General features: G+C 64.3%; 34 protein-coding genes. 1 reads left to right on the top strand and 33 read right to left on the bottom strand.

The window, feature by feature from the left end; all coding sequences use genetic code 11:
• Positions 1 to 2 precede the first annotated feature (2 nt).
• The 31 genes from K5L49_RS00555 to K5L49_RS00405 form a co-directional block, all read right to left on the bottom strand.
• The gene (locus tag K5L49_RS00555; protein ID WP_223690116.1) at positions 3 to 863 is read right to left on the bottom strand and encodes a hypothetical protein; all 861 of its coding nucleotides are present in this window, start codon (positions 861 to 863) and stop codon (positions 3 to 5) included.
• A complete protein-coding gene (locus tag K5L49_RS00550; protein WP_223690115.1) occupies positions 860 to 1,972 on the bottom strand; it encodes a hypothetical protein in 1,113 nt (370 codons plus the stop codon). Before K5L49_RS00550 ends, K5L49_RS00555 begins: the two co-directional genes overlap by 4 nt.
• Positions 1,972 to 2,805: a hypothetical protein gene (locus tag K5L49_RS00545; RefSeq protein WP_223690114.1), complete on the bottom strand. Its 834-nt coding sequence runs from the start codon at positions 2,803 to 2,805 to the stop codon at positions 1,972 to 1,974. Before K5L49_RS00545 ends, K5L49_RS00550 begins: the two co-directional genes overlap by 1 nt.
• Before the next feature lie 3 nt (positions 2,806 to 2,808).
• The gene (locus tag K5L49_RS00540) at positions 2,809 to 5,625 is read right to left on the bottom strand and encodes a phage tail tape measure protein (RefSeq protein WP_223690113.1); all 2,817 of its coding nucleotides are present in this window, start codon (positions 5,623 to 5,625) and stop codon (positions 2,809 to 2,811) included.
• A 276-nt stretch (positions 5,626 to 5,901) separates the two neighbouring features.
• Positions 5,902 to 6,345, bottom strand: coding sequence for a hypothetical protein (locus K5L49_RS00535; RefSeq protein ID WP_223690112.1), 444 nt, complete (start codon positions 6,343 to 6,345; stop codon positions 5,902 to 5,904).
• Positions 6,276 to 6,851, bottom strand: a complete 576-nt coding sequence (locus K5L49_RS00530; RefSeq protein ID WP_223690111.1) for a hypothetical protein — start codon at positions 6,849 to 6,851, stop codon at positions 6,276 to 6,278. The genes K5L49_RS00535 and K5L49_RS00530 overlap by 70 nt, the downstream gene beginning before the upstream one ends.
• Before the next feature lie 84 nt (positions 6,852 to 6,935).
• Complete coding sequence (locus K5L49_RS00525; protein ID WP_223690110.1) at positions 6,936 to 7,448, bottom strand: phage tail tube protein; 513 nt, start codon at positions 7,446 to 7,448, stop codon at positions 6,936 to 6,938.
• Positions 7,449 to 7,534: 86 nt separating this feature from the next.
• On the bottom strand, positions 7,535 to 7,945 hold the full coding sequence (locus K5L49_RS00520; RefSeq protein WP_223690109.1) for a DUF3168 domain-containing protein: 411 nt from the start codon (positions 7,943 to 7,945) through the stop codon (positions 7,535 to 7,537).
• Positions 7,942 to 8,355, bottom strand: coding sequence for a hypothetical protein (locus K5L49_RS00515; RefSeq protein WP_223690108.1), 414 nt, complete (start codon positions 8,353 to 8,355; stop codon positions 7,942 to 7,944). Before K5L49_RS00515 ends, K5L49_RS00520 begins: the two co-directional genes overlap by 4 nt.
• On the bottom strand, positions 8,352 to 8,759 hold the full coding sequence (locus K5L49_RS00510) for a DUF6093 family protein (protein WP_223690107.1): 408 nt from the start codon (positions 8,757 to 8,759) through the stop codon (positions 8,352 to 8,354). The genes K5L49_RS00515 and K5L49_RS00510 overlap by 4 nt, the downstream gene beginning before the upstream one ends.
• Positions 8,756 to 9,232 (bottom strand): hypothetical protein, encoded by a 477-nt coding sequence (locus K5L49_RS00505; RefSeq protein WP_223690106.1) that lies wholly within the window; start codon positions 9,230 to 9,232, stop codon positions 8,756 to 8,758. Before K5L49_RS00505 ends, K5L49_RS00510 begins: the two co-directional genes overlap by 4 nt.
• A 17-nt stretch (positions 9,233 to 9,249) precedes the next feature.
• Positions 9,250 to 9,552: a DUF7302 family protein gene (locus K5L49_RS00500; protein WP_223690105.1), complete on the bottom strand. Its 303-nt coding sequence runs from the start codon at positions 9,550 to 9,552 to the stop codon at positions 9,250 to 9,252.
• Positions 9,552 to 10,454: a phage major capsid protein gene (locus tag K5L49_RS00495; RefSeq protein WP_223690104.1), complete on the bottom strand. Its 903-nt coding sequence runs from the start codon at positions 10,452 to 10,454 to the stop codon at positions 9,552 to 9,554. The genes K5L49_RS00500 and K5L49_RS00495 overlap by 1 nt, the downstream gene beginning before the upstream one ends.
• 15 nt (positions 10,455 to 10,469) lie before the next feature.
• Entirely contained in the window at positions 10,470 to 10,949 is a 480-nt protein-coding gene (locus tag K5L49_RS00490; RefSeq protein WP_223690103.1) for a hypothetical protein, read from the bottom strand.
• Positions 10,950 to 11,034: 85 nt separating this feature from the next.
• Complete coding sequence (locus K5L49_RS00485; protein WP_223690102.1) at positions 11,035 to 11,694, bottom strand: VG15 protein; 660 nt, start codon at positions 11,692 to 11,694, stop codon at positions 11,035 to 11,037.
• On the bottom strand, positions 11,678 to 13,075 hold the full coding sequence (locus K5L49_RS00480; RefSeq protein ID WP_223690101.1) for a phage portal protein: 1,398 nt from the start codon (positions 13,073 to 13,075) through the stop codon (positions 11,678 to 11,680). Before K5L49_RS00480 ends, K5L49_RS00485 begins: the two co-directional genes overlap by 17 nt.
• Positions 13,072 to 14,358, bottom strand: coding sequence for a hypothetical protein (locus tag K5L49_RS00475; protein WP_223690100.1), 1,287 nt, complete (start codon positions 14,356 to 14,358; stop codon positions 13,072 to 13,074). Before K5L49_RS00475 ends, K5L49_RS00480 begins: the two co-directional genes overlap by 4 nt.
• A 151-nt stretch (positions 14,359 to 14,509) precedes the next feature.
• Positions 14,510 to 14,812: a hypothetical protein gene (locus tag K5L49_RS00470; RefSeq protein WP_223690099.1), complete on the bottom strand. Its 303-nt coding sequence runs from the start codon at positions 14,810 to 14,812 to the stop codon at positions 14,510 to 14,512.
• Positions 14,813 to 14,925: 113 nt separating this feature from the next.
• Positions 14,926 to 15,198 (bottom strand): HNH endonuclease, encoded by a 273-nt coding sequence (locus K5L49_RS00465; protein WP_223690098.1) that lies wholly within the window; start codon positions 15,196 to 15,198, stop codon positions 14,926 to 14,928.
• Between the two features lie 9 nt (positions 15,199 to 15,207).
• Positions 15,208 to 15,405, bottom strand: coding sequence for a hypothetical protein (locus K5L49_RS00460; protein ID WP_223690097.1), 198 nt, complete (start codon positions 15,403 to 15,405; stop codon positions 15,208 to 15,210).
• 145 nt (positions 15,406 to 15,550) lie between these two features.
• Positions 15,551 to 16,210, bottom strand: a complete 660-nt coding sequence (locus K5L49_RS00455) for a DUF7341 domain-containing protein (RefSeq protein ID WP_223690096.1) — start codon at positions 16,208 to 16,210, stop codon at positions 15,551 to 15,553.
• The gene (locus tag K5L49_RS00450) at positions 16,207 to 16,536 is read right to left on the bottom strand and encodes a hypothetical protein (protein ID WP_223690095.1); all 330 of its coding nucleotides are present in this window, start codon (positions 16,534 to 16,536) and stop codon (positions 16,207 to 16,209) included. The genes K5L49_RS00455 and K5L49_RS00450 overlap by 4 nt, the downstream gene beginning before the upstream one ends.
• Positions 16,537 to 16,713: 177 nt before the next feature.
• The gene (locus K5L49_RS00445) at positions 16,714 to 16,920 is read right to left on the bottom strand and encodes a hypothetical protein (RefSeq protein WP_223690094.1); all 207 of its coding nucleotides are present in this window, start codon (positions 16,918 to 16,920) and stop codon (positions 16,714 to 16,716) included.
• Positions 16,917 to 17,114, bottom strand: coding sequence for a hypothetical protein (locus K5L49_RS00440; protein ID WP_223690093.1), 198 nt, complete (start codon positions 17,112 to 17,114; stop codon positions 16,917 to 16,919). The genes K5L49_RS00445 and K5L49_RS00440 overlap by 4 nt, the downstream gene beginning before the upstream one ends.
• Positions 17,111 to 17,404: a hypothetical protein gene (locus K5L49_RS00435; protein WP_223690092.1), complete on the bottom strand. Its 294-nt coding sequence runs from the start codon at positions 17,402 to 17,404 to the stop codon at positions 17,111 to 17,113. Before K5L49_RS00435 ends, K5L49_RS00440 begins: the two co-directional genes overlap by 4 nt.
• The gene (locus tag K5L49_RS00430) at positions 17,404 to 17,886 is read right to left on the bottom strand and encodes a DUF7736 domain-containing protein (RefSeq protein WP_223690091.1); all 483 of its coding nucleotides are present in this window, start codon (positions 17,884 to 17,886) and stop codon (positions 17,404 to 17,406) included. The genes K5L49_RS00435 and K5L49_RS00430 overlap by 1 nt, the downstream gene beginning before the upstream one ends.
• A gap of 151 nt (positions 17,887 to 18,037) precedes the next feature.
• Positions 18,038 to 18,508: a single-stranded DNA-binding protein gene (locus tag K5L49_RS00425; RefSeq protein ID WP_223690090.1), complete on the bottom strand. Its 471-nt coding sequence runs from the start codon at positions 18,506 to 18,508 to the stop codon at positions 18,038 to 18,040.
• Between the two features lie 40 nt (positions 18,509 to 18,548).
• Entirely contained in the window at positions 18,549 to 18,998 is a 450-nt protein-coding gene (locus K5L49_RS00420; protein ID WP_223690089.1) for a hypothetical protein, read from the bottom strand.
• A complete protein-coding gene (locus K5L49_RS00415) occupies positions 18,995 to 19,207 on the bottom strand; it encodes a hypothetical protein (RefSeq protein WP_223690088.1) in 213 nt (70 codons plus the stop codon). The genes K5L49_RS00420 and K5L49_RS00415 overlap by 4 nt, the downstream gene beginning before the upstream one ends.
• Positions 19,204 to 19,515 (bottom strand): hypothetical protein, encoded by a 312-nt coding sequence (locus K5L49_RS00410; RefSeq protein WP_223690087.1) that lies wholly within the window; start codon positions 19,513 to 19,515, stop codon positions 19,204 to 19,206. The genes K5L49_RS00415 and K5L49_RS00410 overlap by 4 nt, the downstream gene beginning before the upstream one ends.
• A gap of 177 nt (positions 19,516 to 19,692) precedes the next feature.
• Complete coding sequence (locus tag K5L49_RS00405; protein ID WP_223690086.1) at positions 19,693 to 20,043, bottom strand: hypothetical protein; 351 nt, start codon at positions 20,041 to 20,043, stop codon at positions 19,693 to 19,695.
• A gap of 472 nt (positions 20,044 to 20,515) precedes the next feature.
• On the opposite strand from K5L49_RS00405, the gene K5L49_RS00400 reads away from it, so the two are divergent.
• Positions 20,516 to 20,713: a hypothetical protein gene (locus K5L49_RS00400; RefSeq protein ID WP_223690085.1), complete on the top strand. Its 198-nt coding sequence runs from the start codon at positions 20,516 to 20,518 to the stop codon at positions 20,711 to 20,713.
• Positions 20,714 to 20,718: 5 nt separating this feature from the next.
• Here the strand turns inward: K5L49_RS00400 and K5L49_RS20320 are convergent, their stop codons facing one another.
• Entirely contained in the window at positions 20,719 to 22,530 is a 1,812-nt protein-coding gene (locus K5L49_RS20320) for a DNA cytosine methyltransferase (protein WP_223690084.1), read from the bottom strand.
• Entirely contained in the window at positions 22,527 to 22,682 is a 156-nt protein-coding gene (locus tag K5L49_RS00390; RefSeq protein ID WP_223690083.1) for a hypothetical protein, read from the bottom strand. Before K5L49_RS00390 ends, K5L49_RS20320 begins: the two co-directional genes overlap by 4 nt.
• Positions 22,683 to 22,761: the final 79 nt, after the last annotated feature.

Below are 22,761 nucleotides of genomic sequence, written 5' to 3'. Positions count from 1 at the left end.
TCCTATCGGGTTCCTTGGAAGCGCAGCGCGCCAGAGAGAGGGTCGGACTGGGTACCCGCCCATTGGTTGTCGCCGTTGCCGGACGCAACCGAGATCCCACCGCCGGCAGCGAGTGTCGCGGCGAACGACAGCGGGAGGGTCACCCACCCGCCGCGCGGGTTGAGCGGGGTGGAGAGACTCATACCGACCCATCCGCTGGGGAGGGTCGCGGAGGTGTGGACGCCGATGTTGCACACGCCGAGTTGGGCGCGCAGCGGGAGGTAAATTTCGCTCTTCGTGACCGTGGCGCCGGTGAGTGCTGCGGCGACGCGGCCGTTGTAGACCCACGCCCCTGACACACTGTCGGAGGCGCGCGGGTCGTTGCCCTGCCACCTCGACCGGAACTGGCCGGAGTCGGAGGCAAGGATCGGGGACGTGGGCAGTGGGGTTGCGCCGCCGCCGGGGTTGGTGCCCGGGTCGGTGCCGGTGTTCGACCCGGTGATCTTACCCTGGATGACACCGGTTGCCCAGTTCACCTCGACCTGGTCACCGATCGAGGGCGTGTACCCGGACCGGTAGTACAGCTGGAACTGCTTCCCGCCGATCGTGACAGTCGCCTGCGGGGTGCCGGTGGCGGAGATCGTCCCAATAGCTGGTTGCGCCACAGCAGGGCCGGTCACTTTCCATTGTCCGGCGGTGCGTTCCAGCTGGACGGCCATGCCAGGGATCGGCGGGTAGAACCCGACACAGGGGATGCTGATCGTCGTGGGGCCGGTGTTCACGACGGCGAGGTTGCCGTCCATGCGGGCGAAGATCGCGGTGCGCCTGTCCACGTCGGGGAGGTCTTTGACCCGGTCGGCGAGGATGTCGGTCGCGGTTCTCACGTGAGGCTCCTCTGCACTTCCAAGGTCACGTCCATCAGCGCCGCCTGCGTCATCCGCCAGCGGATCATCCGACCCTTGAGCGGGCGCGTGTGCCCGTGGACACGCAGCACATCACCGGACTCGATCACCGGGTTCGCAATGCACGAAATGGGGACCTCGTACGTTTGCCCGCCGATCGACTGAGTGAGGATCGCCCTGACCGCAGAGTCCGCGCCGGCCTGCGTCGTCACCAACGGCGACGAGTAGTAGCGGGTGTTCTCCTCGTAATACCCAGACGTTGCAAGCGGGCCGACCGTCTCCTCCGCAACCGAATAGATCGGGTTCCGGTCGGCGTCCTCGAACGTGCCGACGACGCAGTTGTAGACAGTGTCCGTGTCGACCTCATACCCGATATCGACAACGGTCCCCTCCGCGCCGATCGTCAACGCACCAACCGAAGACCCGGGGCTTTTCGGGACACCCACCCACGCACCGAACTGGTTGATCACCCCGATGCAGTCGAGGTTCCCCCACAGATCCTGCACACCGTTCAGCCGGCCGCCCTGCGCCGTCTCGTACACGATCGCTGCCGGGATCGCCTTGTCCGGAACGGTCGCGACGACCGTCATCCCGGTGATGCGCCGCAGCTCCGCATACGTGGAGACCAGCGACGGCGGCTGCTCCGGGGAACGAAACCCACGCCGGCGCACATTCTCCTCAAGACCGAGGAACACGATCTGCACCACCGACGCAACAACGAACCGACCGAACCGGGTATCGGCCACAAAGTCGACACCAGACTGGACGGTGATGACCCGCGCCCACCCCAATGTGATCAGCTCAGTGAAACTGCCAGCGGTGATCTCCATCGTCAACAACAGACGCGCCTTGAACGGCGACAACACACCTTCGGTCTCCACCGGCACCAACGACTCACCCGACACCGACTGGTACGCGATCGTCGCCGACCCGGAGAACTTCACATCCCGAGTCAGATCGCCTTCGAGCTCCCACTCGGTCAGCTCAAGCCCACGCATCACCCGGTCGGACCCGTGAAACACATCAACGATCAACCGCCGGTTGTGCGACCCCGTCAGAACCTTGTCGAGAACCGTCGTATGTGCCCGCATCAGGAAGTCCCCGCGAACTGGTACGCCCGGTTCGCCTCGAGACGGGTCAGGAAGAACGCATTCAACGCCGCCCTCGTCGGGAACGCCGCATTCAGGTCCGCACGGGTCAGCAGAGGCACCACCAGCGCCGGCGTCGGCGGGGACACTTCGTCACCGGTGATCCCGAACGCGATCTTCTCCCCACCCAACACGTACGTCTGGTCCTGCTCGTCCAGGCTGAGAATGCCCGCAAAGAACGGGCGAGGGAGACGCACCCGGTCGGTGGAACCAATCCGGTAACAGAGCACCGGTGTGGTGCGGGTGCCGTAACTGCCGAACATTGCCTGCAACCGGTCGGCCTGGTTGACACTGTCAACGATCACGTCGAGAACAGCATCCTGGATTCCACGCCGCTGCCCGGCCACGATGACCGCGACAGTTCGACCAATCGGCCACACCCGGTCACCCTCAATCGGGCGAACAAGCGACCGTGCCGCATTGCCGCGGAACGCAACCGTCGTCGCCCCCTGCGGGTCAAGCGGGTTATGAACCCACGTGTCCCTCACATCGACCGTGACCGTCGCAGTGTCCGTGAACCCGAGCGACAGGCCCGCAGCGTCGAACATCTCCGCCCGGTACTGCACCGGCACACCGAACGGGATCTCGAAATCGATCCGCGACAACGCACCGGCAACAGCAGCCTTCACCGCGCCACGCACAAGGTACTCACGATCAGCAGCAAGACGGTACACATCCACAGATGAGGTACCGGCCGCGAACGACGTGAACAACACCTCAGCGCGCGGACACGGCGCCGCATCCGTCGACACAATCAGAGTCGGCGCATAAGCCATCAGTCACCCCATCCGTGTTCTGCGAGCCTGCTTCTGCTCGTTCGCGACGATCTGATTGCGGATCACACCCTCGATCTGCTGACCCCCGACATCGAGAACGATCCGAGCGCCCTGCAACGAAAGCTGTGGTGACACCGAGACGTTCGTGGAACCGCCGGCATACGACGATGCGGGAACGTACGTGCGTGGCACTGCCCCGCCGTCCGCGTAGCCGTGCAGGCGCGATCGGAACTGGTACACACCGCGCTGACCACCCATCGCGTCTACGTCGGATGCGGTTAAGACGTGCTCACCGTTCGACAGCGCGTAGATACCGGCCGTGTCATCCCGAGGCCCACCCGGACCGGTGATTGCGCCACCGGTGGCTTTCCCCGTGCCCTTGAGCGCATTGATGATCGGGTTGGACGATGCCGGCACCTGGACACCAATCGAAACCATCCGGGAACCCGGGATCGTATCGAGCATGTCCTTGAAGTGCTGCACTAGTGCAGCTGCCTCGGCGGTCTTAGCGATGATGTCGACTTCTCGCTGCGTCGGGATCCTATAGACCTGATCCGCGATGGCGCTCGCCTGCGCGGCAGTTGCACCCATGTCAGTGATCCGGTCGATCAACGCCTGCCGGCCGGCCTGGAGATTGGCTACGTAGGCCTGCGAGTTGTTGTCCGCGTCGAACGTCGCCTTCGCGGACGCTTGCGACTTTTCTGCCATATCAGACAACATCGCGAGGTTGTCGGCGCCAGCCTGCGTGTTGCCGTCAAGTGAAAGCGAGTACCCCTCGGCACCCTTCTTCGCCTTCTTGATGGTGTCGTCAACCTTGGCGACCGCACCCTGATAGGCGGCGTTCGCGGAGACGGCGTCCTGTCCTACGCCGTTGGCTTTGTTGATTTCAGTGATCAAATCGGCGAGTTGACTCGTGAGGTCACTGACGCCGCCCGCCGCGTCCAGATACGCCTGGGTCGCGTCGTCCGTGCTCCCAGAGCTATCGTCGGTCGCCTTCGCGGCAGTCTTCTGCGCTGCCGCATATTCCGGGAACAGGTTCTTCAGATTGCGGAGAGCCTCTTTGGAGCCGTCCGTTTTCGTCTTGAGGTACTCGAACGCCTCTGCGGCTTTGTCGCCATTGCCGGCTTTGACCATCGCTGCCAATGACTTGTCCAAGTCGCTGACTTTGCGTGAAGTATCGCCAGTGCCGGCACCGACAGCTTTGAGGACGGGCATCCAGTCCTCGAGGGACCCGATGAAATCCTCCGACGACTTGATCGCCCCAGCTAGCCAGCCACTGTCGGTGAGCTGAGAGAGGCCGTTTATGTCGCTCTTGAAGCCCACGATGGTTGCATTGAGCTGTTGGTCGATCGTCTTCTTGCTGAGCTTCGTCGATTCCGTGAGGGTCTTTGTCATCGAGCTCACCGATTGCTCAAGACCGAGTGCCTGGCGCGCGGTTGTAATGAACCCAGTGGACAGCTGCGCAAGCCACAGCAAAACGGCCACATATGGCAGCGCGCGAACGGCTGAGCCTGCGGCGGAGACGCCGGCGGCCGCCTTTGGTCCAGTCTCGGTCAACGTCTCCAGAGCAATTTTGAACTGCACGATCTTTGGAACCGCAACCAGCGCCCCTCCGCCAACAAGGCCGATCACGGCGACCAGGCCGGTTAGCGCGAGTCCAGTCGCGAGAACCGGCTCAGGGAGCTCGCCAACCGCCGCGGCTGCAGAGGTCAGGTTCTGAACGATGTCGCGGAGGATTCCGTTGGCCCCTGATCCAGTTTTGATCAGTGCAGTGTCAAATGCGGCGCCGAGCTTGGACAGATCTCCATTGAGGTTGTCCATCTTGCCGTTTGCCTGTTCGGCGGCGAATCCAGTGTCGTTGACGCTGTCAATCCAGCCACGGATGCCCTTCGAGCCCTCCTTGTAGAGCACGTTCGCCGTGCGGATGGCGTCGGAACCGAAGATGATCGAGAGAGCCGAGTCACGCTGCGCCTGGGAGACCCCACTCAGATTCGTCTGAAGCTGGCCGGCAAGGTTGGTGATGCCGACGAAGTTGCCCTGTGCGTCGTATGCCTGGATGTTGTATTGCTTCATCGTCTCCGCCGCTTTTTGCGACGGTGAGGCGAGCGAGAGGAGCATCTGCTTGAAGCTGGTGCCCGCGTCCGAACCTAGAAGGCCAGCGTTCGCGAACGCCGACAGGGTGCCGACGGTGTCGTCGATCGAGAGGCCGAACTGAGAAGCGACTAGACCGCCCTGGTTGAGCGCCTGTCCGAGCTGGTCGACGCCGCCGAGTGCTTTGTCGGCGCCAGCCGCGAGGAGGTCGGCGACGTGAGGGACGTCCTTGCCTTTGAGGCCGAACTGGGTGAGAGCGACTGCGGCGATCTCGGTTGCCTGCGCGACGTTGATTTGACCGGCCGCCGCGAGGTTGAGGGCACCAGTGAGACCGCCGCCGATGATGTCCTTGACTGATACACCGGCCTTGACAAGCTCAGTCTCCGCGTCAGCCACCTGGTTCGCGGAGAACCCAATCGCCTGACCCATGTTCAATGCGGAGTCGCGCAGCTGGTCCATTTCGCCAGCGGTCGCGTGTGACAGGGTTTGCACCTGCGACATCTGGGCATCGAAGTCAGCGAACTTCTTGATTGCGAGCGCCACGCCAGCAGCAGCAACGGTACCCATTGCCAATGCCGCGGTGCCGATCTGCTGGAGCGCTTCCTTCTTCTGCGCCAGCTTCTCGGCCTCAGTACCCGTTTCCCGGGTGGCCTTGGCGGCCTTCTCCATGCCCTGGATGTAGCCGGTAACCTGAGCAACGAGGCTGACCTTGACGGTGCGATCGGTCACGAGAACCTCCCGTCAAGTCGGTGTGGAGTTGTAGAGTGCGAGTCATGACAGATGAGCCGGAACCGCGCGATGCCTCGATCTACAAGGCGGCTCGGTCCACGCGCCCCGCATGGGCAAATGCGCTCATCGTCGCTGGGGTGCTACTTGTCGCCACCGTCGTTGCGGCCGTTTCCGCAGGCGCGGGTGCGCTGACTTGGGCGCTCCTGGGTGCCACAGTCGTCGTTGCTCTCATCGGCGGCGTCTTGGCGCTCACACGGGTTCGATTCCGCTAAGCGCTCAGTCGTACGTGACGCGCTCGATGTAGAAGCTTGCACCGTCTGGTAGGTCGTCTTTGTGCTCTTTGCGGAGCCGTTCGACCGCGGCTTCCGCCTGGTTGACGCGGTACTTCGGCAGGTAGCGAATCGCTCCGCGTCCGTAGTACTCGGGCGCCGCCTCATCTGAGAATGCCTCCGGGAGCGATTCGCCGTAGCGTCCGGTCTCACGCTCGAGCGTCCGAGCCCCGACGAGATCCGTGACATCGTCGTCAGTGAACTCAGGCTCGCGGGTGACGATGGCCCGTGAGACCCGGCCGGCGTCGTCGTACTCGTAGTCGATGATCTCCGCGGGTTCCCACCCGGTGAGTCGGCGTGGGGATATCCCGAACGCGAGGGCTAGTTCGAGCCGGTGTCGATCCCGGCCCGTGCTTTTTTTGCGGCGGCGAGGCGCTGCGACGGCTGCCACTCGTTGACGTTCCACACGGCGTCCCGGACCGCCGACATGTCATGCCCGTAGAGTGACTCGAAGATCGCATCCCACTGCTCGTCGGTCAGGACGATGTTCGTGTCGCCGTCGACCTGCCAGGCGAAGTGGTGCCCACCACGAGCGGCTTTCGCGGCTTCCTGCACGACCGCGTCGAGGTTGTACCCGTAGTTCAGGTCGATCAGCGCGTCAGGGCGGGCCGGGTTCCGTGAGGTGAGGTCGGTCCACATGTCGCCGGGGAGTTTCTCGAACGCGAACGTGACCAGCGCATCCGCTGGTGCCGATTTGATCTCTTCGAGCTGTGCTTCGAGCTCGGCGGAACCGTCCGCTTTCGACAGCCGTTTGTCGGTGGATGCGGCGAGGGAACGAAGTTCCGCTTCGAGTCCTTCGATCTTCTCCGACTGGTCGGCGTCGAGCAGGACCGTCACCTGAACAGGTTTCGGCTTCGACGCTGCACGGGCTGCGAGGATCTCATCGATTGTGGGCACGGGGTTTCCTTTCACCGGTTACTTCACCGGCAAGGGGCAGAACCTGGCGGGGCGACCGGTGAGACACCCCGCCAGGGGTTTGAGTCAGACGAGCGCGACCGGGAGCCCGAGAAGGCCGGTGAGTGCGGTCTCCTGCACGATCGTGAACTTCCCGGTGCCGTCGGTCGGGCCGGGGAGCTGCGCGCCGAGGATCGCGGGGATGACCCGCACCTTCTGCGCCGCGGCGGCGAGGGTCTTGTTTGGGATGCCACGCCGTTCGACGAAGAACCCGGCGGTGCCTTCGAGGAGGACGACGTTCGCGGAGCCGGCCTGGGACGACTCCACGTACTTGAGTGTGTTCAGCGCCACATCGGTAGCGCCGAGGGACTCGAGCGGCTGCTTCAGGGTGAGGCGTTCGTCCTTCGTCTTCGTCTGGGACCCGGCGATCGACCATCCGTCGTTGGTGAACGAGTACGTGACCCGGAATGCTCCGGTCCCGCCGATCTCGGTCACCTTGGGGGCGAGGACATCGGCGATGGATGGCACCCACCAGATGGTCAGGTTGTCCGTCTGGTCCGCGGCCGGGGGCGGAACAATGGACTCGGCTACATCAGCCATAGTTGTTCTCCTTGTCTTCTCCCCGGCAATCGGGGTCTTCTGTTAGCCCTCCGGAGAGACCGAAGGGAGTGGGTGATGCGACCGGCTCAGATGGGGTCGCTGGTGAGGTCGAATTGGTCGACGCAGTAGTACAGGGGTGGCTTCACGTCCGTGTCGACCTGGACGGGCTGTGAGGCGGCATGGCGGAGCCGGCCGCACTGTCGGCCGACCACGGTGGGTGTGTAGTCGAGGAGTTGCGCGAACACACGCTCAGCGACCGCCTGCGCCTGCTGCGGATCAGTCCCCACCGAGTGGATCGTGTACGTGAAGGTGGCTGTCGCGGAGGGGCCGGAAAGTCGTTCCACGGTCCGGTAGCCGGAGTTCGTGAAGATCGTGCAATACCGTTGCGGCCGGTTCTCCTGCACATCAGGGAGCACCACACCCTCGAACGTGAACCCCTGGAGGACGGTGTCCTCGCGGAGCCGGGCGAGGATCGCGTTTACGTGCGCCCGGATCACAGGTTGTTCCGTTTCTCCGCGTCCGCTGTGGCCTTGATCAAGCCGCGCACGAAGTCCTCCTGTGTGGCCTCAAGCGCGTGCTGGCCGTCACTCCTGGGAGCACTTCCGAGGTCGCCGTACTCGGCAATATGGCCGAGCGGGCCTTGCGGTCGCGATCGGTCGTAGCCAATTTCGGCGCTGACGCTTGACCCGGTGACGGCTGCGTTGCTCTCAACGTCGTAGGTGACCGCGCCGGCGAGCCTGGGGAAGTGTTTCGAGCTGCCAACGTTTCGACGCCATTCCTTCTGCGTCTGTCGGGCACTGCCAGTGACCGCCTGGACGATGTTCTTGCCGGCGTCGTCGGCGACATCGCCAAGGTCTGCGGCGAGTGTATTGAGCTCGGAGAAGTCGAAGTTCATCGAGTCGCTCATGTCGTCTCCTCGACCGGGTATCGGTGCGCCGTCGCGAGCGTCTGCGCGTGCGGGCCCTGGATGCGGAAGGTTCGGCCGACGTTGGTCTGGTCGAACGGGGATGCGGTGATCTTGATAGTGAAGTTCTCGGGGAACACCGTCTCGGCGGCGACGGGGAAGGAGACGGTGAGTCGTCCGACGATGAGCGGTTGAGACTGCGCCTCGATCTCTTGGACGAGAGTGTCGGCGACTCTTATTCGGCACAGCCCGGTGTGCACGAGCGGGGCAACGAGGTCATAGGAGGCGGTGTCTTCGTTCCACGTCTTCACTGCCAGGCCGTACACCTCGGCGGTGTCGACCATGAGTGATTCCGCGGCCTCACGAAACCCGGGAAGGTACGCGGCGACGTCAGCCCCGAGGTTCACAGGTCGTCGCCGCCCTCGAAGATGGGGCGGCCGGCAATATCGACACCGCAGGAGCAGTACAGGGCGCCGAGGGAGAGCGAGCACCAGGGAAGGTGCCGACTCGCGGTGCCCGCCATGTCGAGCGAGAACGCGCCCTTCGGGTCGGTGAGCCCCAGAAGCGTCCACCACTCGTCGATGATGTTGACGCGACCTTTGCCGGACTTGTATGTCTTCGACGACGACGCGTCATCGATCGAGACAGTGACCTGGGTGGCGTCTTCGGGACGTTTGATGTGTGCGACGACGGCTTCACGGACGACGTAGTCGAGTTTCGCTTCATCGATCGGCCCGGCCGCGTTCAGCTGCGCCTGCCGGGTGTCGATGAGCATGAGCGCGTCATCAATCCACATCTGCCACTGCTGCTCGGTGACCGAGCCGGGTACGGGGGCGGCCTGCCCTAGGGCAACCGCGAGCATGTCTGGTGTTACGGCCATGACCGCCCCCGTTTCCGTTACTCGTTGGTGTCGTCGTCGGACTGGTCGTCCGAGTCGTCGTCACCGTCGGTGGTGTCGTCGTCTCCGGTGTGACCGGCGACGGCGGCGAGGATCTCGGGCTTCGACTTCGCCTTGCCGAGGTCGATGCCGTGCTCGTCGGCGTACGCCTTGAGCTCCGACACCTTCCACGACGCATCCGGCGTATCGGACCGCGGCGTCTCCGCCTTGTCGGCGTCAACCCATTCCGGACCGAGGCGCTCAGCGATCTCGTCGGAGACGGACATCACTGCGCCGGTCCCCGCGTTGCGGAGCCGGGGCATCAGCCGGCGACCTTGTCGACGACGGCGGCGATCGCGTTCAGGTCGGCGATGCCCCAGCCGTAGACGATCTCGGCGCGGAACGCGATCTGGTTGTTCCGCTTGAGGTCGCCCTGCCCGTCCGGGTCGCCATACTCGATCAGCTCGAGGCCGATCTCGCGCTGGATGCCCCAGCCGACGGTCGAGAAGTCCCCGACGAAACCGAGGACCTTCGTCGCTGTCGCCGCAACCCCGAGCGCTGCAACAGTCTTCGACACCGACGCCCGGTGGTTCTCGAGCTCGGAGACCTCCGTCGACAGCTTGAAGTTCGGGTAGAGCTTCTGCTCGGTCTGGGTCGCCCGGGCGCTGGAGAACTTCGACGCCCACGCGGGGTCGAGTGCGACATCGCCAGGGATGTAGCTCGCGGCCAGGACGGCCGTGTCAGCCGCATCGAGTGCAACATACGGCTTGTCGGTCCCGACGACCTCGACCTGCTGCGTGGTCTGCGACAGGTAGGCGGTCATTGCCGCAACGGGCGCGCCGCCGGTCGGGTTGATGCCGTGGAAGACCCCGTAGTCGATCGCGCGCGACAGAGACGGCCGAATCTTGGACAGGATCTGATCGATCGCCTGCAGCTGGTAGTCCTCGTCGGCCCACTTGACCTCCTGCGTCATGCGCACGGTCTTGTGGAACTTGTATGGCTTCGCCGTTACGGTCGTCGGCGTGACGGTGGAGGGCCCCTTGTTCGCCCCCTCTCCGACGTACTCGGCCTCGCCGATGTCGAACGTCATCGCGTGTCCGGTGCCGAACTTCATCGGGATCGCACCCGAGAGCGAGGCGACGGTTGAACCGAACTGCACCTTCTGCAGCCACGGGTCCAGGATGTGGTCGGGAAGGTTCAGGCTTCCCGTGTTCAGTGCAGGCATAGCTGCCCCTTTCGGTTAGTCGGCGTTGCCGAACAGCTGTCGCGCGAAGTCGCGCATGTCGCCGTTGGCTTTGCCGGTCTGCTTGGTGTCGCCCTCTTTGCGGGCGACGTTGCCTTTGTTCTTCCGGTCTGCTTCGCGCTCGGTCAGGCGGGTTGCCTGAGCGGTCAGCGTGTCCTCGTCGGTACCGGTGAGGAACAGGTCACGGTCTTCGGCGCTGATCTGGAACCGCGCTGCGATGTCCGAGCGCAGCGCCCGGGCTTCCGCGTCGGCGGTCTTCTTCTCGAGCTCGGCGAGCTTCTGCTCGACCGTCTTCGCGCCTTCGGCCTTCGTCTTGAGGTCGTCGTAGTCCGCGTACTTCGCCTTCTCACGGGCGAGGCGGTCCTTGACGGCCTTGTCGATGTCGGCCTGAGTGAACTTCTGCTCTGGCTTCTGCTCGTCATCACCCTTCGCGGCGGTGTCAGCGTCCACGTTGGTGGTATCGGTGGCGTCAGTCATATCGGTATCTCCGTTTCTGTCCCGTCGGACATCAGACCGGCCTTGAAACGCGGCCGTAGCGTTCTCACCCCGTGGTGGGGAAGTCTCAGTAGTAGGTGTCGAGGTAGTCGCGGAGGGTCGCCTGCTGCTCCGGCGTGCGACGCCTCTTGCTGCCGAGGTACTGCATCGCGGACACCGATTCGCCGGTGTCATTCGGCCCGAACACTGGCTCGGCGGTGCAGTGGCAGTGCGGGTGGGCTGCGAACCTCGCCGTTCCCTCCCGGTACACGGCGCCCTTGTCGGCGAGCATCCGGCAGAACTTGCACCCACCGGAGGTGACGCGACGCCAGCCGACCGCTTCTGGGTCGCGTTGACGATTCGTGGTGATCGTGTCCCGGAACGGTCGAGCCGTTTCGATCTGGATCACTTCTGCGAGCCGGCCACCTGCGTCGCCGTCGCCGGTGAAGAGCGGTTCAGCAGACCATGCGATCGCGCGACGGATCTTCACCGTGCGGTCAGCGATCACGAGCTCCGACGTGTACGGCACTCGAACGCCGGCGAGGGCGCGTGTCTCGTCGTAGTAGTCCGCGGCGAGTGCGGCCGACCCGTCGGCGTAGTAGCCGATCAGACCGGGCACAGAATCGAGCAGAGCGAGACGCTGCACCTCCGGTGTGCCCTGCAGTCGTTGCAGCAGGTCGACGCCAGTCGTGACCGCCTCACCCGTGACCAGTTGCAGCGCCGCCCGCGTCTCAGACGACGACGGCATTGGCCTGTGGCTTCAACGCGGCGAGGACCGCGCGCCCTGCCATGCGCTTCTTCTCCGCGAGAGCCCGCTGGATCTGTTGCTCGTCGAGACCGAGTAGCTCGAGGCCGACCTCCGTCTCCGCAAGCCATGGAACGACACTGAGCTGCTTAGAACCAGCATCTGCTGCAGCCGCTCTGGAGAGGTAGATCGGTGACCGCCATTTCGGCGCGATCGAACGCCACTCCTTCGGAACCGCTGACAGCCCGTTCTGCATCGCCAGCGCACGGGTCACCGTGCGGCGGGTCGCAACAGACCAGTCGTCCATCGACCCTTCCGCCTCAGCGATCAGGTTCTCGCGTGACGCCGTGTACGAGGCATCCGACGTGGGGTTCGCCATGTCCGACAAGGCGAAGTCCGTGTCCGGCAGGTCCGTTTCACGCGCCATCAGTTTCGCGAGCACGTTGAGATCCGCGATGTGCGGTTCCGGTGATTCGGCGGAGAACTGCTTCACATCCGCCCGCGGCTGCGCTGCCTCGTCGTCGTCCGGGATCCCGAACGCACGCCCCATGACCACCTGCCAGGAGGTCTTCATCGAGCCGTCAGCGTTCTTGAAGATCGACTCGTCGGCGCCAAGAAGGATGAACTTCGGAATGGCATAGATGTCCATGTGCGCTTCCAGGCGCATCAGGGCACGCAGTGCACTGTTGACATGCGACATCACCGGGCGGGTGATGCGGGAGCGTCCCATTCGCTTCGACGTCCGCGGCCGGTACACGAGCGGATCAACCGGCACATGGAAGGTGTGCGATGAACGCTCCACCGCCCACTTGCCGTCGATCTTGTCAGCGCTGATCGTGAGGTTGTCCAGGTACAACACGAATCCGGTGATCTGGTTGTCTTCCCTGCTCGTGATTGAAAGCAGGTTGTCGAGAGCGCGGCGGCGGGTGTTCCACTCTCCGGTCGCGTCCAGTGCGGTCTTCGAATGCACGAGCGACGCCGGCTCGTCATCGGCCGTGTTCCCGCGCGTCGTGATCAGGTACGAGACGCCGTGAATGAGCGAATCCGTGCGGCCCTGAGCGAGCTCGGAGAACAGGAAGTTCGAGTCCTCAAGCTCGGGCATGCCCAGCGAATCGAGGTCGCCGCCGGTCCACACCATCCGGTCGATGTTGCATCGGCGTGCGAGCCCGTCGACACCCTTGGCCGCCCACCCCAGCGCGAGCGCCAGGTTCTCGTACTGCGGCGGGATGACCGAGCCGACCTGCTTGACTGCCCGCTTCCCGTCGTAGTGCGCCGAACGGAGACCGTTACGGCGGGACCGTTGGTTCAACTGCTCGATAAGAAGGTTCAGGATGATGTTCTCGTCGCCCGAGAGGTCGCTGAGATTCAGGGCAGTGTCGATCACATCACCACCGCCGTCCTCGATCTCGATCGACCCGCTCCGGGCCGCTTCACGTTCTCGCTCTGTGCACCCCAGAACGCGAGCGTTTCCGCCACGATCGGGGTGATATCTGAATCGGGGTCTTTCCGGTTCCACGCCCACGCACCCGCCAGTGGACGCTTCCGAGCAACTGAAAGGGCGACGTTCACCTGCGGCTGGTTCGTGTGCTTCAGGGAGCCGTCCATGACACCGTCGAAGAACTTTCCACACGCGATCGCCATGTCCCGGCCTTCAGCGGCAGCGAGAGTCACGTGAATGCGCGTCCCCGTCAGGTAGTGACGGCCGTTCTTCTCTTCAACCAGTCCCGACATCTCGTCGGCAACGACCGAATGCAGGTGGTTCTTCTCCGCCCGCTCCCTGATCCACGGGATCACCCAGGCGGTACCCGTGCGCTGCTGGTCGAGCTCGACGTGCCAACGCCCGTCCGCCCGTTTGCCAGCGAAGCTCACCGACGCGACCGAGCGATTCGGCGCCACATCGATCGCCAACGTGAGACGCTCAATCGCCATCGACGACGCGTCAGCTACACGGTTCCACGCATCCTCGTCGATGACGCGGTTGCCATCGGCCGCATCCCAAATCCCACGGCCCTCACGGTTCCACGAGTCCTCATCTGCGAGGTTCTCCCGCAACCGCTGCAGCGACGCCGGCGGCGTCCGCTTCGGGTACGACGGATTCATCAGCGGATACTGCGACTCGTCGTCAGGATCGGACTTCGGATCCGCGCCAATCTCCAACCAGATCGCGTTCTTCGCCTTGCCCTCCAGAGCCTTCTGGCGGCGCTGCTCGAACGCCTCAGACGGATCCTTCGGACGCGGCGGCGTCCCCATGAAGAACAGAAGCGCACCATGCTCGTGCTGTGACTGCGCGGCTGCTGCGACCATGTCCTCAAGCGCGCTCGTGTCGAGGATCTGCGACTCGTCGAACACTTCCGCGTCGATCTTGTCGAACCCGCGGCCGAAGCCCTGCGAGCGGGCTCCGAACATGATCATCGAGCCGTTCTTGAACTCGACCTGACCTTCGCCGTGCGAGGTGCGGACAGCGGCGACGTGCGGATCGATCTTCTTGCGGCGTGCCATCCCGCGAGCCGTCATCAGCGTCTTGTTCGTCGTCCGCAAGTGATGCGAAGTCCACACCACCTGGTAGCCGGGGAAGATGATGCACAGCAGGAAGATCAGCGCCAGAACGAAGTAGGTCTTGCCGACCTGTCGAGGGATCGAGAGACCGATACCGCCGACCGTGGCCACGTACAGGCCGTCGGCGCCGTATCCGAGACACACGGTGCCCAACTGCGCTTGCCACCAGTCGAATCCGAGACCGAGCTCCTTGCCTTTCGCCTCAACACGCGGCCAGACCGTCTTCTTGATCCCGTCCGGAAAGGCGAAGGTCCTCGCGTACTCAGACAGCCGAGGCGTCGAAGACGCCGTCTTCGACTTCGGCATGCTGGTCATCCTCCTGCGCGGCACGAGCCTCGATAGACGCGATCTCCTTGCCGATCTCCATCAACCGCTTCGACAATGCGGCCATGTCCCGAGCAGGACAGTTCACGTCGTCGAGCTTCCGAGCGATCGCGCGCCGCGTCAGGCGCAGCTGGCCCAAGTCGTCATCCCGCTCAGCAGCTTCCTCGATCGTCACCGGAGGCTTGACAGCAGGCGTCTCACCGGGCTCAACCGCCCTCAGCGCACCGGTGCGAGAAGTCATCGCAGGCACCGCCTCGTGTGGAAAAAATGTCAGGGGGAGATTCTGCCTAGCCCCGGAGGTACGGCTGAAGGCGGCCCGGGGGGCCTCCCCCTGGGGTTTGATGGGACCGGCTGTCAGGTCAATGAACCACTGCGACGAATGATTGGTGCGACGATTCGTGCGCGCTTCTTGCTGTTGCACTCGCGATGTGCTGCGGCTTTGTTGGCTAGTGTGTCTGCTCCGCCCTTGGCGAGGGGGATGATGTGGTCCACGACGAAGGCGTTGGGGTCCAGGTGCGGGAGTGTGTAGTCGATCTTCTTGCCGCAGATGTGACAGTTCGCTCGTGTTGCTTTGATGCGGGCCCGGTCCCGGTCTCGTTGGGCGGTGTTGCGTGGCGTGCTACTCATGCTCGGCGCTTACGGTGCCAGTGCTGCGGTGATGCGCTGTCTGAGTTCGTCGGTGTCGATGGAGAGTACGAGGGTGGCGCGGACGGTGGTTGGTCCGGCGGGGTTGATGAGGGCTATGTCCACGGTGCCGGGGTCGATGGTGGCGGGGTCGATGCCGGCGAGGTCGAGGATGGCGGCTTCGAGTTGGGGGTCGATGGGGAGTGGCATGGTTGCGTGCCCCCGTTCGTGCGAGAAGCCCCGTGCCGGGTGTTCCGGTCGGGGCTTCTCGAAGTTGTGTGGCTTCCCGTCCGGTTTTTGACGGACTTCTGGAAGGCACTCACAGATTAACACATCTGTGCCGTTCGGTCTGTGGTTATCCGGCGTGTCTTTCCGTGAGCTCTTCGAGGAGCTCGCGGGCGGCGTCACGTGTCGGCCAGATGGTGTGTGGTTCGCAGGCGCGGCAGATGACCCGTTCGATGACTGGTTCGTTGGAGTCGTCGACCCTGTATTGCAATTCGAGGGGCCATGTTCCGCCGTCGCCGTCGGCACCGATCCATGATGTCTTGCCGCAGACGGGGCACGGGTAGGTGATACTGCGGCGCCGGGGCGGGTCGAGGTGTTCGCGGATGAGGTTGGCCCACTGGCGAAGCTCGGTCAGGTACCACTTGGTCACATCCGGTTCGGGGTACTCCGCTTGGAAGGCCGGGTACCAGTGGGTGAGGTTCTCCTTCGCGTCGCGTGTTGCTGTTCGTCCCACGAGGCGGCACCAGTCACCTGTCGCTGACGCGATCTTGCTGTACTCGTACAGGGCAGTGGAGTCGAGCATGTTTCTGGTTGATGCGAGCGCCGATGATCCGGCGGCGGTGTTTGTTGAGGGGATCACTGCGGCACGGAACTGATCGAGGAGCGAGTCGTGGGTGATTGTCCACGTTTTGATGTGCTGGCCGGCGTCGTCGATTTGGGGCACCTTCACCCGGATCGGTTTGGTGAGTGCTTCGATGGCGTCGAGGAGCGGGTCGGTCTGTTCCTTCATGCGGTTGTTCCCTTTCCCTGCATTACGTCGATACGGGTGTTGATTGTGTGGCGGAGGGCTTCGAGCTCGTACTCGCGTCGCGCGGGCTGGGTGTACCAGTCGCGCGCCATCGGCTCGATTTGCTCTTCTCGTATTCCAAGCTGAGCTAGCTGGATCGCCATGCGGCGTAGTGCCGCACGCTCGTCGGCGTTCGCTGTGAGGGTTCGCAACTGGGTCTCGAATTCGTCTGCGGCAATCGCCTCAACGAGAAGCACGCCCTTGCTGGCTTCGGCCGCGCGGAGCTCGATCACGGAGGCAAGCGCGTCGAAGAACTGGCGGATGGTCATTCGGTGGTCTCCTTCGGCGGGTGGCAAGTGCATGTGCAGTCAGTGGCTGCGTCACGGACGGCGTCCCAGGCGTCGTCGTTGCAGGCGTCATGTTTCCCGTCACGACAGTCGGGGTTGATCGGGGTGTTGCGGGCGTCTGCGTACTCCCACCACTCAGGGCGACGCTCGGTTTCAGGGTCAGTCATGGTCGCTCTCTTCGGTGTTGACCGGCCAGAGCACGACCGCCGGGTACGCGATCCATGACGGCCCCCAACGCCCCCCAACGCCGGTCATCTCGAACCCTGTATCGCTGACCTTTTGGAAGATGTCGCCCATCCCGTCGCGGACGACCGCCCCGAGGGGCAGGCCAGCGGCTTCCTGCTCGGTCGTGACTTTCACGCTCATCGTTCGCTCCTGTTCTGGTGGCCTGTGGTCCAGCTTCCGCGGCCGGTGTCCCACTGTTCGGCGTAGTACTCGTCGGTCTGATACTTCTCGTTCAGTGAGGACGCCAGCGTCCGGCAGGCGTCCTCCGAATCGCGGATGGCGATGATGCGCTCACCCGATCTATCGATCTTCACCAGCCAGCGAGTATGGCTCATTGTTCGCTCCTGTTCAGGTGGTCTGGGGTTGTGGGGCGACCCTCGGCCCACTCGCGCAGTAGCTGCGCTTTCAGGTCACGCATCATCGGTTCGGGGTAGTGAGTGGAATGGACGCACGGCCATTCCGGGATCGCGTAGGTGTCGTCGCTCGGGTCGAGCTCGACGGTTTCGAGGCACCCTGAGCACGCCACCACACCGATTAGGCACTCGTCGGGAGTCTCGTGCTCGCACTCGCCCTCGACGCACTCGACCGTCCAACCCTCTTCGACAACTGGGATGTGCTTACCCATCACTGACCGCCCTTCGGCTCGGTGTTGCCGCCATCCCGGTACTCGGCTGCGCGAGCCCGGAGCCAATCAGACCAAGCTCCGCTGTTCGCGACCGCAGCGAATCGATCCGCCATCGTCCAGGGCGCGAGGGCGGCATAGTCATCGAAGTCATCCATGCCGCGCGCCGCCTCTTCGAGCGCTTCGGCTTGCTTATCCCGGATCAGAATTTCGAGCGAGCGCGCCAGGCCTTCCCGGTGGGCTTCGATGTGAAAACGAGAGAACCGGATGCGCCACTCGATGACCGCCTCGGCGGCGAGGTCGGGGTGCTGTCCGCGCAGTGTGCCTTCGATCTCTCGTGAGACACGCGGCAGCTGGTGCGTCATGGTGGACTCGCCAGTCATCCAGTCGCAGATTTCGTATACCGTGCCGATGGGCGAGATGAGCTTCCCGCTTGTGATCGTCAGGATCGTTCCGATGTGGAAGTCCCTCGTTGTGGTGCTCATGGCTTCTCCTTCGTGGTCTTCTTGGGTTCATTCGGGCACGGGATTGCCGACTTCCCGTATTGGGTCCAGCACAGTCCGCAGCGGTGCTCTTTCGGCTCGCGGGGCGATGCTGCTGGCGCCCATTCGGTGCGTGGGGTGAATCGTGAACGGTTCAAAACGGCGTGTCGTCGTCGTAGACAGGCGTTTGAGCGTCCGAGGCGGCCGATGCCCACGGTTCCTCCACTGGCGCGCCCACGGGTCCGCCAGCGGTTCGGGAGGATGTCGCCCGGGTGACGGTCGCTGTCGCCCATCGCAGGTCAGGACCGATCGAATCGATCTCGAGTTCCATCGACGTGCGCTTGTCGCCCGTCTCCGTCTCGTACGACCGCTGCTTCAACCGTCCCTGAGCGATGACGCGGGTGCCTTTGGTCAGGCTGCCAGCGACATGTTCAGCGAACTCACGCCACACGCTCGCCCGGAGGAAGAGGGCGTCTCCGTCCTTTGTCTCGCCCGCCTGTTTGTCGAACACGCGCGATGTCGATGCAATGATGAAGTTCGCCACCGCCGTCCCCGACTGCGTGTAACGCAGCTCCGGGTCGCTGGTGAGGTTGCCCACCACGGTGATCACGGTCTCGCCGGCCATCAGATGCTCTCCTTGTCTCGGGTGTTCTCCTGGTCGTGCATCACAGTTCCGCCGCCTTCCCGGTCTCCGGGTCGATGAGGTGCCAGTCGGCGTGCTTGTGCTTCATGTGCTCACGCACGTTCGAGAAATGTTGTCCGCAGTCGGGGACGGGGCAATTGCCGGCGGCGATCTTGTTCCGGGCACGGGTCAGATGACCCTTGTACGCGGCCAGGGAACGCTCAGTCGCACGAGTCTGATCGCGCTGCGCCTGCAGGGCTGTTTCCGAGTAGCCGCGTCGGCGCTTCTCAACAGCGAGCTGATCGCTGAGCTTCTCGGCTTCGGATTTCCCGGAGTAGTAGTTGCTGTGTCCGCTGGGGCAGTAGAACATCTTGTGATCGTCACGGCGGTCCTTCTGGAAGCGCGGCAAGACGCCGAAATGCATGTGGCAGTTGGCGCACTCGACGATCTCAAGCGTCCCGGTGTACGCGAGCCTGGTCAGTGTGGTGGTCATGGTTGGGTGTTCTCCTTCTGGTGGTGGTGTTGGCCGCGGAGGAATCTGCGCTGCCGTTCTGTCTCGTGGTCGTACGTGCGGCGGTCGAGTTCGTCCGTCGGGAGGGTGAGGGGTTTGAACAGCCACGGGCACGCGGCTGCGTCGTGGGTGGCGTCGGAGAGGAACCGGGCCATATCGACGTCGGACTCGTGGAGCGTTGCCGCGTTCACAGCCCCTCCTCGGCGGCACGTTGGGCGTACCGTTTGACCGTTTCGACGGACAAGTGCTCTTCCACACCGATCGCCGTGTACGGGCGTCCGAAGCGGCGGGCGTCGAGGATGCGTTCCCCGAGATGTCGCGTGTACTTCGACGGGCGGCCTTTACGTTTCGGTGCGACCGCATCCCCGGTGACGGCACGTCGGGTGATCTCGGCAACGAGGGCGCCGACAGTGGTGTTGTGTCTCGCAGCGATCGCGACCAGTGTTTTGAATCGGGCGGCGGGGATCCTTGTGCGTACTTCGACGTCGAACTCGGTCATGAGGTCACCGCTTTCGGACGCGAGATTTGAGTTATCCACAAGGCCACTCGCACGGTTTGAAAGGCGAGGATTCTCTGTGGTTGGCTTGACCGCGTTGCGTTAGTCGCGTTGCGTTGCGTTGCGTGCATGGCATTCCGCATGCTCGGCGCAATGCCGGACGCATTGCTTTGAGCAGTGCTATCCATCGGTGCCCCACCTCTTCGCGGCTGCCTTCCTGGCGCGGTCACTTCGGGCTCGGGATTCCTCCGTCGTGGGCTGGTACTCCGCCCAGTCATTGACATCCCAGCCCCCATCGATCGGTTTCCACAGCCCGACCTCGACGAGCAGGGTGGCGTCTTTCGCGGTCCCGTGGAAGGTTCCCGGGGCTGCTTTCGGGATGAATCCGTCGGTGCCGTTGAAGGCGCAATATCCGAGGCTGAAAACGTAGACAAGTGCGGCATGATCGCCTCCTTTCGTGCCCAAAAGGGCGAGTGTTTTGTGATTCGAGGAGAAGTTCGCGTCGAGACGCGCCCAGTTCAGGCCCGCCATCAGTCGCTGTCCTCCAGCCCCATCCGCCGACGCGCTTCGGCCTCGCTTATCTCGGTGATGCTGCCGTCGTCCCCGTACAGCACCCACCCGAGACGGAGGGAACCCCAAGACGTCGGCAGGTACCGGCGTGCTGGCCATTCGGCGGGGTCAGCCCATGACGGGCATGCCCACCCCTGCTCGATCGCGTCCTTCGGGTGAGACGTCTTCCATCCGTGACACCCGGTCGTCCCCGACCCGCCGAGACCTTGCAGGTTCGACGCACGCGTGTTGCCCGGGCGGCGGTTCTGCCGATGGTCGCGGTTGAACGGGCCGCAGTCGCGCCGGCACCGTTGACACACCCCCATGTCGCGCAGCGTGGCGATCTCGTACGCGTCGGCCTCCGCGGCCTTGGACGGTCTCGGGGACTCGTATTTTGGCCGGATCACGCGACCGCTCCTGAGATTGAGGGTGGAAACGGTGGCAGGCTGAGAGCATGGCAACTACGAAGATCAACCCGGCCAACGGTGAACTGCTCAGGGCCGCGCGTCGGCCCCGAGGCAGCGATCGAGGGAATGGCTCCGCCTACGTGTGGCTCAACGACCGATATGAGCATGTTCTTGATGCGACTCCCGAAGAGGACGCCGACATCCACCTGTACTTCGACACCGACCACTCGATCACGGGTCGCTGACTGAGTCACGCCGCCACCTCCAGAAGGTATTCCGCGACCGCGCGCCCCAGGTCTCGGGCAGCCGGCGGCGTCACCGCGTTGCCGGACTGTTTGACCTGCTCACGCTTCGTCCCGAGGAGCACGTAGTCGTCCGGGAACGCCATGCCGCGCTTGATCTCGTCGGGCTCGAGCATCCGGAACTCGACGTCATCGACGTCGAGCGAGATACCCTCGGCGAACCCGAAGCGGTCGGTTGTCGTCAACGTGCCGACGGGCTCACTCGTTGTGCTCGCCGTTCCCGTCCCGTAGTAGGGCACAAGGAGTGACTGGTGGCCGCCTGTGGTCAGCGTCCGCAGCGGTTCGGCGACGGGCGTGCTCATCTCGGCGCCGCCCTGGTTGTTGCGCATCACGAGTGCGTGGTGGTTGCCGTTCGCCGCGACGGTGTCGATCGGGTGGGCGGCGCTCTTCGCGACGCCGTGGTTGCGCAGCGGGATCACGAGGGCATCAGTCTCCGTTGTCGTGCGCGTGGCCATGACGGCTGAGACGGGCGTCGCATCCGTGCGCCAGGTGCCGCCGGCGGGGACCATGAGGGCGGTCTCGGCGCGCGTCGACTGCGTCCGCATAGGGTCCATCACCGACGCCGCAGCCTTGCCCTCGCGGCCTTCCACTGGGATCAGCAGCGAGGCGTGCGTGCCGCCGGCGACCAGCGCGGGCAGAACTTCGCCGACGGTGGTCGACCGCGAGTTGTCGGCACCTGACACGTTGTTGACGACGAGCGGAGGGACCGCGACGCCGTGCTGCACAGTGGTCGATTGGGTCGGCATCGTCTCGTCGGCGGGGTAGGCGCGGATGTAGCTGCCGCCCTTGCCCGACGCCGAGTCGTACGTGTTCCCGGCTGCCGCGACGACGAGCGGCTTCCAGTACCGCTCGATGCCCTTCTCGATCCGCAGGCGCGTCTTCTCCGCCAGCGGCTTCTTCCGGTCGCCGATCCGTTCACCGCGGATGGACCAGTCGATCGCGGACGCCGCCGGCAGCCACGCAGGCTCCACAACGAGGGCGCACTTCGGGCAGCGGTAGACGTACTGGGCGCGGTAGCGGCCCCACGGCTCGGCCTTCTTGAACGCCTGCACCGCGCGGATCTCGCCGTGTTCGGCGCAGACCGCGTGCGGGCGCGTCCACCGTTCGAGGCGGGGGCGCGGGTTCTTCGCCGTCGCGAGGTCCTTGCGCCAGAAGACGATGTACATCCGGTCACGCGACTGTGGGGCCGGCAGCCCGCCGCCCTGCGCGTGCATCGAGTTCAGCCAGACGATCTCGTGCTTGTAGCCGAGGAGCTCCATTGCCAGCAGCCAGGCGGGGAATTGAACCCACCGGTAGGCGTCGACGACGTTCTCGATGATGATCGCCCGGTACTGGTGGTGCTCGGCGAACCGGGGCACGTCCCACATGGTCGCGCGGGACCGGTTTGCGGCGTCGTCGGAGAGCGGTCGGGTACCGTCGAGGTCGAAGAGGGCGGCGTTCTCGGCTCGTTGCCGTTTGACGCCCTTCGCGACCGAATGGTTCGTGCACTCCGGCGACGCCCACAGGACGTCCGTGCGCGGGAAGTAGGCCGGGTTCACCTGCGAGATGTCCGCCGAGCTGTGATCGGTCTCCGGGTGGTTGAGCTGGTGCGACTCGATCGCGCGCGCCCAGTGGTTCGCGGCGATCACGACGCGATAGCCTGCGGCTACCAGGCCGGAGGATGATCCGCCAGCGCCGCAGAATAGGTCTGTTACGGTGAGGCCGTTCCATGCGATGTCCGGGTGCTTGTAGCCGACTGATTTCGTGAGTAGCGCGTTCACAGCGGCATCACTCCCGCGATCTCGTTGCCCTGTGAGTCGACCTCGTACACGGTGAAGCTCGCCGTGTAGCTGCCCTGATTGCCGAGCCCGTTGAGAACTCCCATGACGGCGGCAAGCTGGGCCTCGTCGAGATCCACCGTGGTCTCAGCCACATCATCCGCGTAGGAACGAACCCTGTAGCGCTTGGCGGCGCTCATGCTGCGCTCGCCGCTTTGAGTGGGCGTCGGTGTG

Source organism: Leifsonia poae, from assembly GCF_020009625.1.
Lineage (GTDB): Bacteria > Actinomycetota > Actinomycetes > Actinomycetales > Microbacteriaceae > Leifsonia > Leifsonia poae_A.
The sequence above is the reverse complement of the archived record's forward strand: the minus strand, read 5'-3'. Positions and strand labels throughout refer to the sequence as shown.